The 15,147-nt window shown below is 61.9% G+C and carries 17 protein-coding genes; 5 read left to right on the top strand and 12 right to left on the bottom strand.

What is annotated here, in order from left to right; translation table 11 throughout:
• Positions 1 to 8 precede the first annotated feature (8 nt).
• From JYP46_RS06010 to JYP46_RS05990, 5 genes are read right to left on the bottom strand one after another with little or no spacing between them, the layout of a single operon-like run.
• A complete protein-coding gene (locus tag JYP46_RS06010) occupies positions 9 to 893 on the bottom strand; it encodes a MurR/RpiR family transcriptional regulator (RefSeq protein WP_206545294.1) in 885 nt (294 codons plus the stop codon).
• Positions 894 to 897: 4 nt separating this feature from the next.
• Positions 898 to 2,202 carry a TRAP transporter large permease gene (locus JYP46_RS06005; protein WP_206547557.1) on the bottom strand — a complete coding sequence of 435 codons (1,305 nt, stop codon included), beginning with the start codon at positions 2,200 to 2,202 and terminating at the stop codon, positions 898 to 900.
• A gap of 9 nt (positions 2,203 to 2,211) precedes the next feature.
• On the bottom strand, positions 2,212 to 2,727 hold the full coding sequence (locus JYP46_RS06000; RefSeq protein WP_206547556.1) for a TRAP transporter small permease subunit: 516 nt from the start codon (positions 2,725 to 2,727) through the stop codon (positions 2,212 to 2,214).
• Between the two features lie 59 nt (positions 2,728 to 2,786).
• Positions 2,787 to 3,902 (bottom strand): C4-dicarboxylate TRAP transporter substrate-binding protein, encoded by a 1,116-nt coding sequence (locus JYP46_RS05995; RefSeq protein WP_206547555.1) that lies wholly within the window; start codon positions 3,900 to 3,902, stop codon positions 2,787 to 2,789.
• On the bottom strand, positions 3,899 to 5,383 hold the full coding sequence (locus tag JYP46_RS05990; protein WP_206547554.1) for a M81 family metallopeptidase: 1,485 nt from the start codon (positions 5,381 to 5,383) through the stop codon (positions 3,899 to 3,901). Before JYP46_RS05990 ends, JYP46_RS05995 begins: the two co-directional genes overlap by 4 nt.
• Before the next feature lie 255 nt (positions 5,384 to 5,638).
• On the opposite strand from JYP46_RS05990, the gene JYP46_RS05985 reads away from it, so the two are divergent.
• Entirely contained in the window at positions 5,639 to 6,412 is a 774-nt protein-coding gene (locus JYP46_RS05985; protein ID WP_206547552.1) for an SDR family NAD(P)-dependent oxidoreductase, read from the top strand.
• A gap of 15 nt (positions 6,413 to 6,427) precedes the next feature.
• Here the strand turns inward: JYP46_RS05985 and JYP46_RS05980 are convergent, their stop codons facing one another.
• The 3 genes from JYP46_RS05980 to JYP46_RS05970 are packed head-to-tail and all read right to left on the bottom strand — an operon-like array spanning position 6,428 to position 9,787.
• Complete coding sequence (locus JYP46_RS05980; protein ID WP_206547549.1) at positions 6,428 to 7,645, bottom strand: SAM-dependent methyltransferase; 1,218 nt, start codon at positions 7,643 to 7,645, stop codon at positions 6,428 to 6,430.
• On the bottom strand, positions 7,632 to 8,438 hold the full coding sequence (locus tag JYP46_RS05975) for a DUF1365 domain-containing protein (protein ID WP_206545287.1): 807 nt from the start codon (positions 8,436 to 8,438) through the stop codon (positions 7,632 to 7,634). The genes JYP46_RS05980 and JYP46_RS05975 overlap by 14 nt, the downstream gene beginning before the upstream one ends.
• The gene (locus JYP46_RS05970; protein WP_206547548.1) at positions 8,435 to 9,787 is read right to left on the bottom strand and encodes an NAD(P)/FAD-dependent oxidoreductase; all 1,353 of its coding nucleotides are present in this window, start codon (positions 9,785 to 9,787) and stop codon (positions 8,435 to 8,437) included. Before JYP46_RS05970 ends, JYP46_RS05975 begins: the two co-directional genes overlap by 4 nt.
• Here JYP46_RS05970 and JYP46_RS05965 point away from each other — a divergent pair.
• Genes JYP46_RS05965 through JYP46_RS05955 form a run of 3 tightly spaced genes read left to right on the top strand, consistent with a single transcriptional unit; the run spans position 9,752 to position 11,716 of the window.
• A complete protein-coding gene (locus JYP46_RS05965) occupies positions 9,752 to 10,582 on the top strand; it encodes a sigma-70 family RNA polymerase sigma factor (RefSeq protein ID WP_222473931.1) in 831 nt (276 codons plus the stop codon). The two genes, JYP46_RS05970 and JYP46_RS05965, sit on opposite strands and share 36 nt — an antisense overlap.
• Positions 10,579 to 11,274, top strand: coding sequence for a ChrR family anti-sigma-E factor (locus JYP46_RS05960; protein WP_206547547.1), 696 nt, complete (start codon positions 10,579 to 10,581; stop codon positions 11,272 to 11,274). The genes JYP46_RS05965 and JYP46_RS05960 overlap by 4 nt, the downstream gene beginning before the upstream one ends.
• 31 nt (positions 11,275 to 11,305) lie before the next feature.
• Positions 11,306 to 11,716, top strand: a complete 411-nt coding sequence (locus tag JYP46_RS05955) for a DUF2177 family protein (RefSeq protein ID WP_113155219.1) — start codon at positions 11,306 to 11,308, stop codon at positions 11,714 to 11,716.
• 189 nt (positions 11,717 to 11,905) lie between these two features.
• Here JYP46_RS05955 and JYP46_RS05950 read toward each other — a convergent pair whose 3' ends face one another.
• Positions 11,906 to 12,361 (bottom strand): VOC family protein, encoded by a 456-nt coding sequence (locus JYP46_RS05950; RefSeq protein WP_206545284.1) that lies wholly within the window; start codon positions 12,359 to 12,361, stop codon positions 11,906 to 11,908.
• A 196-nt stretch (positions 12,362 to 12,557) separates the two neighbouring features.
• Between JYP46_RS05950 and JYP46_RS05945 the strand changes: the two genes are divergently transcribed.
• A complete protein-coding gene (locus JYP46_RS05945) occupies positions 12,558 to 12,905 on the top strand; it encodes an ankyrin repeat domain-containing protein (protein WP_206547546.1) in 348 nt (115 codons plus the stop codon).
• A gap of 57 nt (positions 12,906 to 12,962) precedes the next feature.
• Here the strand turns inward: JYP46_RS05945 and JYP46_RS05940 are convergent, their stop codons facing one another.
• From JYP46_RS05940 to JYP46_RS05930, 3 genes are read right to left on the bottom strand one after another with little or no spacing between them, the layout of a single operon-like run.
• Positions 12,963 to 13,478, bottom strand: coding sequence for a DUF3291 domain-containing protein (locus JYP46_RS05940; RefSeq protein WP_206547545.1), 516 nt, complete (start codon positions 13,476 to 13,478; stop codon positions 12,963 to 12,965).
• Between the two features lie 3 nt (positions 13,479 to 13,481).
• Positions 13,482 to 14,126 carry a 2-dehydro-3-deoxy-6-phosphogalactonate aldolase gene (locus JYP46_RS05935; protein WP_224873247.1) on the bottom strand — a complete coding sequence of 215 codons (645 nt, stop codon included), beginning with the start codon at positions 14,124 to 14,126 and terminating at the stop codon, positions 13,482 to 13,484.
• Positions 14,123 to 15,049, bottom strand: coding sequence for a 2-dehydro-3-deoxygalactonokinase (locus JYP46_RS05930; protein WP_206547544.1), 927 nt, complete (start codon positions 15,047 to 15,049; stop codon positions 14,123 to 14,125). The genes JYP46_RS05935 and JYP46_RS05930 overlap by 4 nt, the downstream gene beginning before the upstream one ends.
• Positions 15,050 to 15,147 lie beyond the last annotated feature (98 nt).

Raw genomic sequence — 15,147 nt, 5'->3', positions numbered from 1 at the left:
CGTCTCTGTTATCGCGCACGACGGTGCGCGTGGTAGGAACCGGATGTGTAAAGCTGTTCTTCGATGTGGCCGATCCGCTCCATGGCCGTGTCCTGCAGCTCGGTCAGCATGGCCGCTGCAAGCCCCTCGACAACGCCTACGGCGGAAATGACGGAGGGGAAGAAGGACGGGCTCTCTGCAGAGAACAGAAGGCAGGTGGAGGCGTGCGGTTGAAGCGGCGTGGCGCGGCTGTCGGCCAGGCTGATCAGGCTTGCACCCGACTTTGCGACAGCCTCGGCCACCATGTCGATTTCGCGCGCATAGGGCTGGAAGTTGATCGAGAGAACCGCATCGCGCTCGGTGAGCATGGAAAGGTCGGCCACCAGCGATGAGCCTTCGCTGCCGAGAAACTCCACGTTCGGGCGCAGCATCTTGCACAGATAGGTGAAGGTGAGGCCCGGTCCCCGGCAACTCATGAAGGCAGCCACATAGATGCGCTCGGCATGGGCGAGCGTGCGCGCCGCCGCCGTGATGTCCTCAAGCGCATTGCTTTCGAGCGCAAAGGCGAGGCTCGCCTCCTGCGCGCGAAACGTTTCGCTGAGAAGCCCCGCGCCCTTGTCCTGCTGCACGGCCGCCACCGCCTTGTCGGCATAGCGGGCCGGCCCGGTCCGGAAACTGTTGGCGTAGACCGCGCGCAGTTCCGACCAGTCGGCAAAGCCCAGCGTGCGCGCCAGCCGCACCAGCGTCGCCGGCGCAATGCCGGCGCGTGTGGCGATCTCGCGCATGGAGAGAAGCACCACATCGTCGGGATGATCGATCAGATAGCGTGCGCCATCGGCCAGTCGACGCGGCAATGCGTCGATCTCGGCAATCATCCGCTGGCTCAGGGCTTCAAGGGTAGGGGCCTCGGTCATGGTGTCACCCGCTTATCAGGCTGGGCAACCACAGAACGGTCGCCGGGAAGGCTATGAGTATGGCCACCGTCACCACATCGGCAAGCAGGAACCAGCCCACGCCGCGGAAGACGTCGCTGATCGACACCCTGTCCGCCACGACATTCTTGATCACGAACACATTGAGCCCGACCGGTGGCGTGATGAGACCGATCTCCAGATATTTGGTGATCATCACACCCGCATAGATGAGGCTGATGTCCGCCGTCTCGAAGATCGGCAGCAGAACGGGCAGCGTCAAAAGCATCACGCCGATCGGGTCGAGGAACATGCCCAGAACCAGATAGATCAGCGACACGGCGATGATGATGAGCAGCGGCGACATGTCCTCGCCGATCAGTCCCTGCACATAATCAGGGAAGCCGGCGAAGGCGAAGAGGCGGGTCAGCAGCGCTGCGGCCACGGCGATCAGGAAGATGGCCGAGGTGGAGCGGATGGTCTCGAACGCGGCGTCCTTCAGGGCTCGCCAGGAGAGCGTGCGCTTGGCGAAACCGATGGCGATGGCCGCCAGCGCGCCGATGGCGCCCGCTTCCGTTGCCGAGAAGAGACCGGCAAAGATGCCGCCGAAAACCGTGATGACAAGCAGGAAGAGCGGCCAGGTCTCGCCGAGCGCCAGAAAGCGCTCACGCCAGTCGACGCTCATCTCGCGCGGAGCCAGAGACGGATTGTACTTCACCCGCATCAGGATCATCAGCGCATACATGAGCGCAGTGATAAGCCCCGGAATGACCGCGCCGATGAACAGTTCACTGACCGGCACTTCGGCAAAGACGGCGTAAAGCAGCAGGATCGTGCTTGGCGGAATGAGCGAGCCCATGGTGCCGGCAGCCGCGATGGTGCCAACGGCGAGCTTTGCGTCATAGCCGCGGTCGAGCATGGCCGGCACGGCAATCTTGCCCATGGCCGCCGCACAGGCAACGGAGGAGCCGGTGACGGAGGAGAAGAGCGCAGCCCCGCCAACAGACGAGATGGCAAGGCCGCCCGGCAGGAAGTTCAGCCAGGCCCGCGCCACGCGGAACAGACCGTCGGTCAGACCGGCAGAGAAGCAGACATAGCCCATGAACAGGAACATGGGGATGGCGCTCAGGCTCCAGTGTGCGGCAAAGGCATGCGGGACCGAGCGAAGAACGCCCCAGGTGGCCCGCTCGCCAACCAGAATATACATGCCGACAATGGCGACGAGGCCAAGGGCTGCTGCAACGGGGACGCGCAGCGCCAGAAGGATCATGAGCGCGCCAAGCGCCCAGTAGACGAGTGTGATGCTATCCACGATAGGCCCCTAGATGTCGCTGGTTTCGGCTTTGGTCGAAGCGGCGCGGCCAACGGCGCGTACGGCCCGGACAAAGCAAAGAAGGGCCGTCAGGAAGCCCGCCACCGGCAGGAAGAAACGGGGCGGCCAGGTAATGACGGGGATCATGCCGATGATGAACTCGCCCTGCCGATAGGCGCGCATGGCCTGCTCGAAACCGGCATAGGCGATGAGCGCGAGGAACACGCCGAAACACACGAGGGCGATCACATCAAGCACGGCCTGCGCACGGGGGCCGAGCCCCTGATAGAACAGGTCGACGGCAATGTTTTCGTTGCGCCATTCCACATTGAGCAGCGGCAGGAAGATCAGCGCCGGCATCCACCAGTCCGAGACGATCTCGAGCGTTGAGGGCATGGGCTTGCCAAAGAGGTAACGCCCGCCAACATCAAGGCAGATCTGGAACATCATGACGACGAGGCAAAGGCTTGCCGCAAGCGCGAGAAGACGCCCCAGCCTGCCCAGGAAGACATCGATTTGTTGCATGGAATATCCGGCGTGTCAGATAGAAGGGGCGGCGCTCATGAAGCGCCGCCGCGACCGGCTCAAAGGCCGTATTCGTTTTCCGAAAGCTTGTCGAAGATCTCGGTCTTCATGCGCTCGGCAAACGCCTCGCCGGAAAGACCGGAAGCCGTGATCTCTTCCCATTTGGCAAGCGATGCCTGGTAGCTCTCGATCAGCGCTTGCGCATTCTCGACGCCGTAGACGTCCTGCGCCTTCTCGATGATGGAGGCGATGTCCTGGCTGTTGAAGGCGGCAATTTCCGTCTCCAGCGCTTCCGGCTTGTCGAGAACCTTCATGCCGTGGTCGGCGGCTTCCGCCTTGGCGTCTTCGTTCTGCGCCACATAGGCTTCGGTGGTCGCGACGATGGCGTCAGCCATCTCGTCGAGCAGAACGCGACGGTTTTCAGCGCTCAGCTCCATCCACGCGTCCTTGTTGAACGCAAGCAGCGGACCGGAATTGTAGACGCCGAAGCTGCCCAGCGTGATCGTGTCGGCCACATCCCAGAGCGAATGCGTCTTGAGCGAAGCGGCAGGCTGCATGGCGATGTCGATCACGCCCTTGTCCAGCGCCTCATACATTTCCGAGCTGGAGGTGTGCACGACGGTCGCGCCGGCCTCGCCGATCCAGCGATCCCATGCGCCACCGGGCGAACGGATGCGCTTGCCAGCCACGTCGCCGGTCTGGGTCACGTCTTCCTTGCTGATCAGCGCATAGGGCGCCGTCGCGTAGCTGCCGGTGTAAACGACGTTCTGCTTGGAAAATTCGTCAACGCAGGGCGCGCAGTTGAGCAGCGTGAACTCGGTCACGGCAGCGGCAACGGCCAGTGAATCGCCGCTCAGCATGGCGAGTTCCGCAACGAGCTGGCTGGTCGGCAGCTGGGCCGGGTTGTAGGTCAGCGCCAGAACGGATGCATCGGCAACGCCGTCGCCAAGACCGGTCAGCGTTTCCTTGCCGCCCAGCAGAGCGCCGCCGGAAACCAGGTTGAAGGTCACATCACCGCCGGAGGCCTTGGCCACAGCCGGGAAGTAGGTTTCATAGCCAGCAAAGATCGTCGGATGCGACGGCGCGACCCAGGAGCTGACGGTGAGTTCGATGGCAGCGGCGCTGACGGAGCTTGCCGCAAGGCCGAGCAGGGCGGCAGTAATTGTCTTCTTCATGTTTCCCTCTGTTCTTTCAGGTTGAAGCGCTCCCGAGGCACATTTCGGAAGGGCAGTTGTGAAACGTCAGCCATGGCTGGCCCCAGCGTTTCGCAGGACTGGATGACGTCAAACCGGCTGCCGAAAGCAGCGCGGAAATGGTTTTTCGCCTTGGCGAGAAGCACGGGCACCGTGTCGATATCGATGCCGTGAAGGCGGAAATAGGCCGTGTCGTTGGGCGACTGGCAGCCCGTGGTGACGATGACCCGCAGACCGTTCACACCGATCAGTGCGGTGGGGCCGAGGTCCACCGGCATGCCGCGCTCCATCGCGTCTTCGTTGCGGAACCGGCCATCAGTGACGCAGAGCACCTTGGCCATGCAACGCAGCGGTTCGCCGAACCGGTCGTCAAGCCGTCCGCCCAGCGAGACTTCGAGCGTCGCCCCGGCCCCCGCTTCGTGGGATTTCGTCACCAGATCGGGATCGCAGAAAAACGCGAAGACGCTGCCTTCCGGCAGATCGGCTTCCAGAGCCGCTGCAAACAGACCCGGCGTATCGCCAATGCCGCCGGAAAGCGGATTGTCAGAAGGTTCCAGAAACGCGACGCGCGCGCCGCTCGCCCACGGACAGGCCGCGAGCGCCTCATGCGCGGATGGCAGATCCGGCTGAAAGCGGGCCTGCTGCGAAAGCATGAAAGCCGCAACCTCGTCCGCCAGTGCGGAGCCCTCGGCTTCGTTGAGACAGGTTACCAGAACGCCGGCATCTGCGACGGGAACATCCGCGTAAGCAAAGCTTGCATAGGGGTAGGCTGCGGGGAAGGGCGCGGCGGCAGCATCCGGCGCAAGGATCTGCGCCTTCGCCTCGATGTCACGCATCGGGCCCGGCCCGTCGGTGCGCATGTTGAAGCTCGGCAGAATGCGCCCGATCCGGCGCAGGATCACGCGGGGCTTCAGCCCGCCTTCCACCATGCAGGCAAGCATGTCGAGTGCGGCCTGCGCAGTCTCGGCCATGTCCACATGCGGGTAGGTGCGATAGATGGTTGCCGCATTCAACATATCGGCCAGTTCAGGCGCGATGCAGGCATGCATGTCGAAGGAGGCCGCAATCGGCAGATCGGGAAAGCGCTGACGCAGGGCTTTGACAAGCGTCAGCTCCGGATCGAGATCCGTGGTTCCGATGCATGCGCCGTGAAGCGAGAGGTAGAGCCCGTCGATACCGTCCAGCGATGCGTCTTCGACGATTTCCTGCGTCAACCGGTCAAGCAGCGCCTGATCGACCGGGCCGGCCGGAGCCGCTGATGCGCAACGGGAGAAGACCAGCTCGACGTTTTCGCGCTGCTCGGCCCAGGCGAGCGCACCGCCCGGTTCCGTGGACGTGTCCCGGTAGAGTTCGCGAGCTTCTTCGCCGCGCACCCATTCGCGGGCCTGAAACTGCTCCAGACGGGTTTCGCAGACTGAGAATGAGTTTGCCTCGTGCCAGAGCCGGGCGACGCCTATGCGCATGTCGTTTCCAATGGAAATATGAAACAAATGTTCTTTTAATAAGAAAATAGCGCATTTGTTTTGTCAAGCTTAGCCGGCGTGTTTCCGGTTCGCCTGTGGACCACAGCGCAAACGCCTGCAATTGCTGGGTTTTCTGCATAATCGCCACGCGAAGGTCGGGTGTGTCACCGACATTTTTTGAACCCGCGTGTGGTGATCCACTTTTCGCCGATTCTCGTAGTGTTTTGTGACAAAAGCGCAGGAGAACGAGTGAAAATGAGCGAAATTTCCGCAAACCGTCTCGTCTGGATCACCGGCGCCAGTTCCGGCATCGGACGCGCGCTTGCCCTGCGACTGACCAAATCGGGCTGGCGCGTGGCGGCAAGCGCGCGCAGTGAAGAGGCGCTCCTCAATCTCGCAAAAGAAGTCCCGGAGAGCATTCACCCGTATCCGCTCGACGTGACAGAGATGGATGAAACACGCGCCGTGTTCGAGGCCATCGAAGAAGCGCTCGGGCCGGTGGACATGGCCGTTCTGGGGGCGGGCACCTATACGCGGGATGGCGCGTTCGGTTTCAGCGCGGAAACCGCCGCCAGAATGATATCGGTCAATCTGCAAGGGGCGTGCAATGCGCTCGATCCGGTGCTTCAGGCAATGATGCGGCGGGGCCGGGGGCAGATCGCCATCATGGCCTCGGTCGCCGGTTATACCGGGCTTCCGGGCGGGGCAACCTATGGCGCGACCAAGGCCGCGCTGAACAATCTGTGTGAAGCGATGAAGCCCGAAGCCGAGCGCCGGAATGTTTCGCTCAGCATCATCAATCCCGGTTTCGTCGACACGCCGCTGACGGCGCGCAACGATTTTCCAATGCCGTTCATGATTTCGGCCGACGAGGCCGCAGAACACATTGAACGCGGGCTTACTGACCGCCGCTACGAGATCATCTTTCCATGGAAGATGAAGCTCGCGGTGAAGCTCCTTCACGCACTTCCCGCAGGCCTCAGGTTTGCGATCACGAGAAAGCTGGTGCGCGCGCAGGAAACTGCGTAAGGCGCACCGCGCGCCTCACGGTTTCACAAGCTCGAACTGGACCACATCGATGCGGCCGGTGCGGAATCCAGTCCGGCAATAAGCGAGATAATAGAGCCACATGCGATAGAAGCGCTCATCGAAGCCGAGCGCTTCTATCTTCTCCCAGGACGCGCGGAAGCGTGTCTCCCATTCGGCGAGCGTGGTGGCGTAATCGGGACCGAAGCGGAGTTCGTCAACCACCGCCATTCCGGCGGTTCCGGCCGCATTTATGAAGGCTGCAGGCGAGGGGAGCATGCCGCCAGGAAAGATGTATTTCTGGATGAAATCCGCATTGCGGCGGTAATGGTCGAAGCGGGTTTCATCAATCGTGATGACCTGCAGAAGCGCACGGCCCTCTTCGGCCAGCAGATCACGCACGCGGGCGAAATAAAGCGGCCAGTTTTCCTCGCCCACCGCCTCGAACATCTCGATGGACACGATTTTTGTGAACCGGCCCTGACAGTCGCGGTAGTCCTGCAATCGAATGTCGGCCTTCTCCGACAACCCGGCATCAGACAGCCGGGCGCGTGCATAATCCGCCTGTTCGGTGGAAAGCGTCAGGCCGGTCACATGGCAGCCGGTCTTGCGGATCGCATGTTCGGCAAAGCCGCCCCAGCCGCAGCCGATCTCCAGAACACGGTCATCCGGCCCGATCCCGAGCCGCTCCAGAATGCGGTCATATTTCGCGATCTGCGCCTGTTCCAGATCCGTCTGGCCGTCCTCGTAAAGGGCCGAGGAATAGGTCATCGTGTCATCGAGCCAGAGCCGATAGAACGCGTTGCCCAGATCATAGTGATAGGCAATGTTGCGCCGGCTGCCGCTGCGTGAATTGCGCCGCAGACGATGCCGGATGAAATCCAGCCGGGAGACGAGCTTCGACGTGTCGAGCACATTCTGCCAGCGGTTTTCATTGGCAAGCGCCAGCTCCATGATCGCATCAAGATCCGGCGTGTCTACGTGCCCGTCGAGATAGGCCTTTGCAAAACCCGTGCTGCCGCCGGAAAGGATCTGCATGAAACCGCGACCGGTGTTGAAACGTAGGGCGGCAGCCGGACCCGGTTTTTCTCCGGCAGCGGTGTAGGTCTGGCCATCGGGAAAGCGCAGGGTGATCCGGCCAATGGTGATCGCATCAGCCCAGCGGCACACGATGCGCTGCCAGAGCGCGCCGTCGATCTGGGTGGAGAGGCCGGAAACGTTCTCAATGTGGCTCATGCTGTTGCACCTTGGGATTGGGGGCGACCAGTGTTTTGGCGACGGGGGTGTCGGCGGGCCGATGGCGGTGAAATGGAACGCCCTTCAGCCAGAGGCGAAGCGCCTCGAAATGAATGGCTCCGGTGACCTTGAGGGTCATCAGCGGATGGCTGAAGAAGAGGCGGATGAGCGCCCCGTCGGTCAGCGTCTGGCGCTTGCCGGAAAAGGAAGCGAAAAGCACCTTCTCGCGCGCCTCGCTCTCGCTGATCGAGACCATGACTTCATCACCCGGCGGAGCGATGCGGAAATCATAGCGGCAATCCATCGAGAGGAATGGCGAGACATAAAGCGCCTTGTCGCAGGAATGTCGGATGCTGGGCCTGCCCGTATCGGAGGCCGGGATCACATAGGTGTGGCGCTCGTTGAACGTGTTGCAGACCTCGTAGAGAACGAGCTGCACCGCGCCTCTTTCGTCGCGGCAGAAATAGACGGTGAGGGGATTGAACACATAGCCGAGAATGCGCGGATAACAAAGAACGCTGACCCGCATGGAAGCGGGATCGAACCCGGCCTCGGCGATGCGCGCATCCACCCAGCGGCGCAGGCCGCCCGCAAGACCATCTCCATGGTCGCTGTCGCGGAACGAAAAGAGAGCAGGGCGGTTGTAGCCGAAAAACCGGAGCGCCTTCGACAGGCGCGGCAGTTCGTCCAGATCGAGATCCAGTGCGAACACGCGGTAGCGCAGCCGATGCACGCGCGGCCGGTGGCGCACATGGACCACCTCACCCCGGTATATGGCGGAGTTCCAGCTCATTCGGCTGCCACAAGCGCCTCGTCCCGCCTTGCGGCGGCGGCGTCCGCCCTGCCACTTTTCCACGGCGCGGCGATGCCGGCCAGAAGCTCGGCGGCGCCAAGACCGGCGCGGATGCCGTCTTCGTGGAAGCCGCTGCCGAAATAGGCACCGCAGAACCACGTGTTGCGGTTTCCCTGCAACTGCCAGAGTTGCTTCTGCGCCGAAAGAGCCGCGTGGTTGAAGAGCGGGTGCGTGTAGTCGAACGCCTGAATCACGTCTTCGTCCGGAATATCCTGCGAAGGATTGAGCGTGACGAAAAGCGGATGAGCGGGGTCGATGTTCTGGAGCCGGTTCATCCAGTAAGTGACGCAAAGCTGACGGTTGCCGGCCTTCCTGTCGCGCTCGATATAGTTCCAGCTCGACCAGACGCTTTGCCGTTTCGGCATGAGATCCGTGTTCTTGTGCAGGACGGCCTTGTTCGGCGTGTAGGAGAAGGCGCTCAGGAGCCGGTGCTCCGTCTCGCTCGCATCCTCCAGAAACTTGAGTGCCTGATCGGCATGCGTTGCGATGACGACATCGTCAAACCGTTCTTTATGACCCGACGTGTCTGTGACCTCCACGCCATGCTTGAGCCGTCGAACGTTTGCAACCGGCGTGGAAAGCCGCAACTCGCCGTCAAAATCGTCAAGGAGCCGGCGCACATAGGTGCGGCTGCCGCCCGCCACTGTGCGCCAGCGCGGGCGATCCGACAGCGAGAGAAGCCCGTGCCGTTCGAAGAAGCTGATGAAGGCATGCAGTGGGTATTCACGCATCTCCTCAGACGTTGTCGACCAGATGGCTGCGCCCATGGGCAGGAGATGATCGTTGATGAAGCCTTCGCTGTAGCCGGAAAGCCTGAGATAGGAGCCGAGGGTTTCATCGGCATGTTTGCGTTCGATCAGGAGGGAAGGGGCCTCGCGGTAGAACCGAAGAACATCGGCCAGCATCCGCCAGAAACGCGGGCGCACCACATTTGCCTTCTGTCCCAGAAGACCGCGCAGACCGGAACCGGAATATTCAAAACGTCCACCATCCAGAGACGCGGCGAACGACATGTCCGATGGCAGTGTCGGAACGCTTAAGTGATCGAAGAGCGAGACGAGTTCGGGGTAATTCCGGTCATTGTAGACGATGAACCCCGTATCGACCGCTATCGGACCGGTCTCGGAAGGAACATCCACCGTGTTGGCGTGCCCGCCCGGGCGGGCATCTGCCTCGTAAAGCGTGACCCGGCGCGACCGCGAAAGAAGCCAGGCGGCCGACAGGCCCGAAATACCACTTCCGATGACAGCAACATGGCCTCTGCTGGCTGGGCGAACTTGGTTGAGCACCGGATTTTTCCTTTTGACGTCTCTTTGAACTCAGATACGCAAGCAAAGCGCGACTGGATTTGCCGGCATGACATTTTTTTGTGTGCTGTGATCCGGAGCGCGCTAGATCGCGTAGTGGCGGGCATGAACCTTGAAATCGGCCCGACAAAGCCTGTGCGACAGGCGCTTTTAATGTTCTCCGGCTCTGCGACGCGGAAGCGCCGCCGCGCCGTGAATCGGGGCGAGATGACCAAGACGACGGATACCGAGCCCAGGGCAGAGATGGCTGATCTCATCGCCAGGATCGGCAGCGATGGCGATATGGAGGCCTTTGAACAGGTTTTCCGCGCCTTCGGGCCGCGGGTGCGCGCATATATGATGCGTCTCGTGCGGGACCCGCAGGCAGCCGAGGAGCTGATGCAGGAAACCATGATGACGGTGTGGCGCAAAGCAGCGCAGTTCGACGCCGACAAAGGCAACGCGGCCACCTGGATTTTCACCATCGCGCGCAATCTGCGCATCGATAGCTACCGTCGCTCCAAGAGGCCGGATTTCGACCCGAACGATCCGGCTTTCGTGCCTGACGCAGACCCGACGGCCGATCAGACAATGGAAGCCCGTGATGACGAGCGGCGTCTCCATGCGGCACTTGAAGAGCTGCCGCCCGAGCAACGCAGGCTGCTCGATCTCGCATTTTTCGACGAGGCTTCCCACAGCGAGATCGCCAAGCGCCTCGACCTGCCACTGGGAACCGTGAAATCACGCATTCGTCTGGCGTTCAATCGACTGCGAGCGACGCTGGGAGACAGATCATGAGCATCCAGCACCATATCAGCGAAGAGCTTCTTCTCGATTATGCAACCGGCCAGCTTTCGGAAGGCTGGCGCATTGCTGTCGCCACGCATCTGGCGCTTTGCCCGTCATGCCGCCGGCGTCTGGCCGTGATGGAAATGACGGGCGGCGCGCTCATTGCCGAGCCGGTGGATGAAGAGGCAACGCAGGAAGCGGCCAGCGACGAAAGCGCGTCCTGGGAAAGCCTCAGAAAGCGGCTTGCCGCCGACAGGGCGCATACGCCGGACGCTGAACGGCCCGTGAAGGCGAAGGCTTCTTCGCAAGCCGGGCAGACGGTTCTGCCAGAACCATTACGCTCTTATGTGGGCGGCGACGTGGATACGGTGAAATGGCGGCCGCTCGGTCGCGGAGCCTATCATCTGCCCATCGAGACCGATGACGGTACGGCGCGCGTGCGACTTCTGCGCATTCCGGCTGGCAAGCCGGTGCCAGAGCACGGCCACAGGGGCAGGGAGCTGACCCTCGTTCTTTCCGGCAGTTTTCACGACGGAGACGATCTCTTTGCTCGTGGCGACTTCGAGGAAGCCGACGAGACGCTGCAGCACCAGCCCATCGCCACCGAAGGCGAAGACTGCATCTGCCTGGCCGTGACGGACGCGCCATTGAAATTCCGCAGCTGGCTGGTGCGCGCCGTGCAGCCAATCATCGGAATCTGACAATCGACGGACAAACGGAGAAAGAGATCGAATGAGCTATCTCGTGGCCTATGTCGCAACAGCGCTTGTGTTCTTCGGGCTGGATTACATCTGGCTGTCACGCGTCGCCACGGGCTTCTACCGCGAGCGCATGGGACATCTCTTGCTGGACCAGCCCAATCTCGTCGCTGCCGGACTGTTCTATTGCGTCTATGTGGCGGGCATCGTCTATTTCGCCGTCGCGCCATCGCTGAACAATGGCAGCGCCGCCAGCGCGCTTTTCGCCGGCGCCATTCTGGGGCTCATCGCTTACGGCACCTATGACATGACGAACCTTGCGACCGTGAAGAACTGGTCGATTGCGGTGACCTTCGTCGACATTGCCTGGGGCACGGTTCTGACCGGCGTTTCGGCCTGGGCCGGCTATCTGGCGACCGCACGCATCATTGGTTCTGCTGGCTGATCGACACATGCCAGTTCCATAATCTATCTTATGCGACCTTTGTGTGTGGTTGGGTGGGCTCAAGTTTGAAGTGCTGCCTGCGGATGGTTCGAACACCACAAACCTGCCATTCCCACCATGCCGCGATGTCGCGTCAGTAGCGATGCGATTTGCGAGTGCCGTGCTTTCGAGCTCCGATAAGTCTGGATTCTACGAGCCCCGCAACCATGGCGTTTCGCTTACGGCAACCAAAAGGCCCTCAGGACTGAGAAAACGGGTCACTCTCTGACCCCAGGGTTCCTCCCTGTTGGCGATCAGAAGATGATACCCGCGCGCCAGGAGGCCTTCGGTGGCGACGGCAATGCTCTTCACATCGAACTCCAGCCATGCCTGCGGCGTTGGCAGATCGGCCGGCCACTCATCCCGACCGAAACAGGACTGCGCGGCCTGTCTGAGTGGCCAAAGCGCGAAATGCCGGCACCCCTCCAATTCGCCATCTTCGGTCAGAAGATAATCCTCATTCTCGCCGTATGGCTTGAGCGGCAGGCCCAGCGTATCGGCATATAGCGCCCGACTGTCTTCAGCTTCTCTGGTGATCGGGCCAAAACCGGCCACGAAAAGGACACCGATTTCAGAAAATCCCTGCTCCACATTCGGCTCAATCATGTATCTGCTTCCCACTGCGCCTTTCGTCCAGATTTCGTCTAACACAGCGTTCGAAGTAACCGTCCGAAAAGTTGCTTGTGCAGCCAGTTGGACACATTCTGTTTCAGGAGCAGCGCACAATGTCGCAGTCAGAGGCAATTACATTTAACTGGCCGGCGGCCTAGGACGTGGCTTTCATCACGTTCTGGAGATTCTCATGAAATTCGTCTCAGCCTTCCTGATTGCGGTCAGTCTTTCCGGGCCGGCGCTCGCCGCCGACGCGGCGCTCAGTGACCTGATCTGGACTGGCAAGAATGCCGAAGCGATCAAGGCCATGCAGAGCGATCCGGCTCTCGTCACGGCGAAGCTGGACGGCTACACGCCGCTGCATCTAGCAAGCATGGTTGGCAATAAAGAGCTCGCCAAATTTCTCATCGACAATGGCGCGGACGTCAATGCGCGTGATTTCGAAGGCTATTCGCCGCTCGTGCGCGCAAACGCGAATGGCAATGACGAGATCGCGAAGATGCTGACTGACAAGGGCGCGAAGGAACTGCGGCCCTGATTTGATCTGACTGACATGCGCCGGATGGATTTTTCACCCGGCGCGGTCTCATCGTCCCTAAGGGCGAAGCGCCTGAATGCGCGCCTTGTCGAGCTTCACCGGCAAACCCTTTTCATCGAATGGCTGTTTGAAGGTGAAGGCCACAGGCGTCGGGCCATGCTCGTGCAGATACGCATGCCGCCGCACGGCTTCGGCCCAGACTGGATAGGCTTCTTCGTGATGCCACCACATCGCCAGCGGTGGCCACTGCGGCTTTTCAAACCAATCCCGGCCACGCCTGAGCGCCTCGGCGTGAAGCCCGAAATAGGTGAAGGAGAAGAGCGCTTCCATGTCTGTCCATAAGGACAGCGTGGCCGGAGACCATCCATCCCCCCTCTCCTCGTAGAAACGCGGATAGACCTCCTCGCCCCAGGACAAGGGGCCGGGATCCGATGCATAGCCGGAGCGCGCAATCAGCCCCTCGGCCTGATCGACCAGCTCGAATATGGGATCATTCCGCCGGTGAAAGCCATCATTGGCCGGATCATCCGCCGGTTTGGAAAACACACCGAACGTGTAGAGCGCAAGCGGCATTCCTTACGCGTCCGCGAGCGCCGCATCGTAGGCCGCGACGGTGGAACGCGCCTTCTGGCGGACGGTTTCGACGCTGTCGCCGGGCCTGTAGAGCCCTGTGGCGAGACCGAAGGCGCGCACTCCGATGCGGACATAATCCTTTATGGTCGCGTCCGAAACGCCACCCACTGCACAGACGGTCGCATCGGCGGGCAGGATCGCCTTGACGGCGGCGATGCCCGACACGCCAAGCGCGGACGCCGGAAAGAATTTGAGCGCCGTGGCGCCACATTTGTGGGCCAGAAGCGCCTCGGAGGGCGTGAAGACGCCCGGCATGGAGACCAGCCCGCGCTCGACAGTGCGGCGGATCACATCCGCGTCCGTGTTCGGGCTCACAACGAGCTTTGCGCCCATATCGGCAAGCCGGTCGACGTCTTCGACATCAAGCACCGTTCCGGCACCAATCAGCGCCCTCTTCCCGGCTGCTGCGAGCGCCGCCTCGATGGATCTGAAGGGATCCGGCGAGTTCAGCGGAACCTCGATGGAGGTGATGCCCTCTTCGATCAGCATCTCGGTCATGGGCACGACTTCCGGGGGGCGAATGCCACGCAGGATCGCGACGAGCGCGCGGTTCGTTCCGGGCCAGTTCTTGTCTAAAACATCCATCATTTCACATCCCAGATCTGGCGCGCAGAACGGTAAAGCCCGTTGCGCGAAGCGGTTTCCGCATCGATCAGCGTCACGGTAAAGCCGGCGCGCGCAAGCGCTGTCTCATAAAGGGCCGACACGCCACCGGAGGCAATGAGCGTGACAGCGGCATCCGCACCGTAGAGCGAGCGGGCTGCGGCCACTTCACCGCCGATCAGGAGGCCGGAAAGATGTGCGGCCCCGTCGTCGCGGGGCTCATAGCCCAGAAGCTGTGCAGCGCGGACGCCGAAGAGGCCGGACAGGCTCGCATCGGGCTGGGCGATGGCGCGCTCGAGTGCGGCAAGAAACGCCGCGTCATCGCTTTTCACCACGCTTTCGGCATCCACCGCGTGTTGCAGAATGGCGTGCCGGGTGAGAACGGAAAACAGCTCCCCCGTCATGAAGGTGCTGAAACGGGTGACCGCGCCTGCCTCCACGCGCACCCATTTGCTGTGGGTGCCCGGCATGCAGACGAGAGCGCTGCCAAGCGCCTCGACGGTGCCCAGCAATTGCGTTTCCTCGCCGCGCATGACGTTCGGGGACGATGCGTCATTGAGCGAAATGCCGGGCAGAATGCGAATGTCGGCAGTGGCGTCTGCGATCCGCGCGGCGTTGAACGGCAGTTCGGAGAGTGCGGCCGGCGCGGCCACGTAGGGCGCTTCCAGCCAGCCCTGACGCGCCCCGGCCATGCCGCAGATCACGACAGGCAGGTCTGCGGGTGCTCCGGCCTTTGCAAGATGGGCATCGAGAACGGGCTGAAACCCCGGGCCCGAAGCGCAGTGCATCATCCCCTCGCCGCTTCGGCTCTCGGCCAGAACGGCGCCTGCTTCATCCAGAAGCCACAGGCGAAAGCTGCTGGTGCCCCAGTCAACGGCAGCGCAAAAAGGCGCGAGAGTTTGTGTCATTACCCCTCCCCGGTACGACGCCGACGAACGGTCGACCGGTTTCTCAATACCGGGCCAGACGGTTTTGATGAAGAGGGCGCGGCCACAAAATCAGGAAA

Origin of the sequence: Nitratireductor aquimarinus (assembly GCF_017255295.1) — a bacterium.
GTDB classification, from domain to species: domain Bacteria; phylum Pseudomonadota; class Alphaproteobacteria; order Rhizobiales; family Rhizobiaceae; genus Nitratireductor; species Nitratireductor aquimarinus.
This window is presented reverse-complemented; position numbering and strand designations above follow the sequence as displayed.

Coding starts and splice junctions, on each gene's coding strand:
- JYP46_RS06010 (WP_206545294.1), bottom strand. CDS start 893: ATGACCGAGGCCCCTACCCTTGAAGCCCTGAGCCAGCGGATGATTGCC.
- JYP46_RS06000 (WP_206547556.1), bottom strand. CDS start 2,727: ATGCAACAAATCGATGTCTTCCTGGGCAGGCTGGGGCGTCTTCTCGCG.
- JYP46_RS05995 (WP_206547555.1), bottom strand. CDS start 3,902: ATGAAGAAGACAATTACTGCCGCCCTGCTCGGCCTTGCGGCAAGCTCC.
- JYP46_RS05990 (WP_206547554.1), bottom strand. CDS start 5,383: ATGCGCATAGGCGTCGCCCGGCTCTGGCACGAGGCAAACTCATTCTCA.
- JYP46_RS05985 (WP_206547552.1), top strand. CDS start 5,639: ATGAGCGAAATTTCCGCAAACCGTCTCGTCTGGATCACCGGCGCCAGT.
- JYP46_RS05980 (WP_206547549.1), bottom strand. CDS start 7,645: ATGAGCCACATTGAGAACGTTTCCGGCCTCTCCACCCAGATCGACGGC.
- JYP46_RS05975 (WP_206545287.1), bottom strand. CDS start 8,438: ATGAGCTGGAACTCCGCCATATACCGGGGTGAGGTGGTCCATGTGCGC.
- JYP46_RS05965 (WP_222473931.1), top strand. CDS start 9,752: ATGGCCTCTGCTGGCTGGGCGAACTTGGTTGAGCACCGGATTTTTCCT.
- JYP46_RS05960 (WP_206547547.1), top strand. CDS start 10,579: ATGAGCATCCAGCACCATATCAGCGAAGAGCTTCTTCTCGATTATGCA.
- JYP46_RS05955 (WP_113155219.1), top strand. CDS start 11,306: ATGAGCTATCTCGTGGCCTATGTCGCAACAGCGCTTGTGTTCTTCGGG.
- JYP46_RS05950 (WP_206545284.1), bottom strand. CDS start 12,361: ATGATTGAGCCGAATGTGGAGCAGGGATTTTCTGAAATCGGTGTCCTT.
- JYP46_RS05945 (WP_206547546.1), top strand. CDS start 12,558: ATGAAATTCGTCTCAGCCTTCCTGATTGCGGTCAGTCTTTCCGGGCCG.
- JYP46_RS05940 (WP_206547545.1), bottom strand. CDS start 13,478: ATGCCGCTTGCGCTCTACACGTTCGGTGTGTTTTCCAAACCGGCGGAT.
- JYP46_RS05935 (WP_224873247.1), bottom strand. CDS start 14,126: ATGATGGATGTTTTAGACAAGAACTGGCCCGGAACGAACCGCGCGCTC.
- JYP46_RS05930 (WP_206547544.1), bottom strand. CDS start 15,049: ATGACACAAACTCTCGCGCCTTTTTGCGCTGCCGTTGACTGGGGCACC.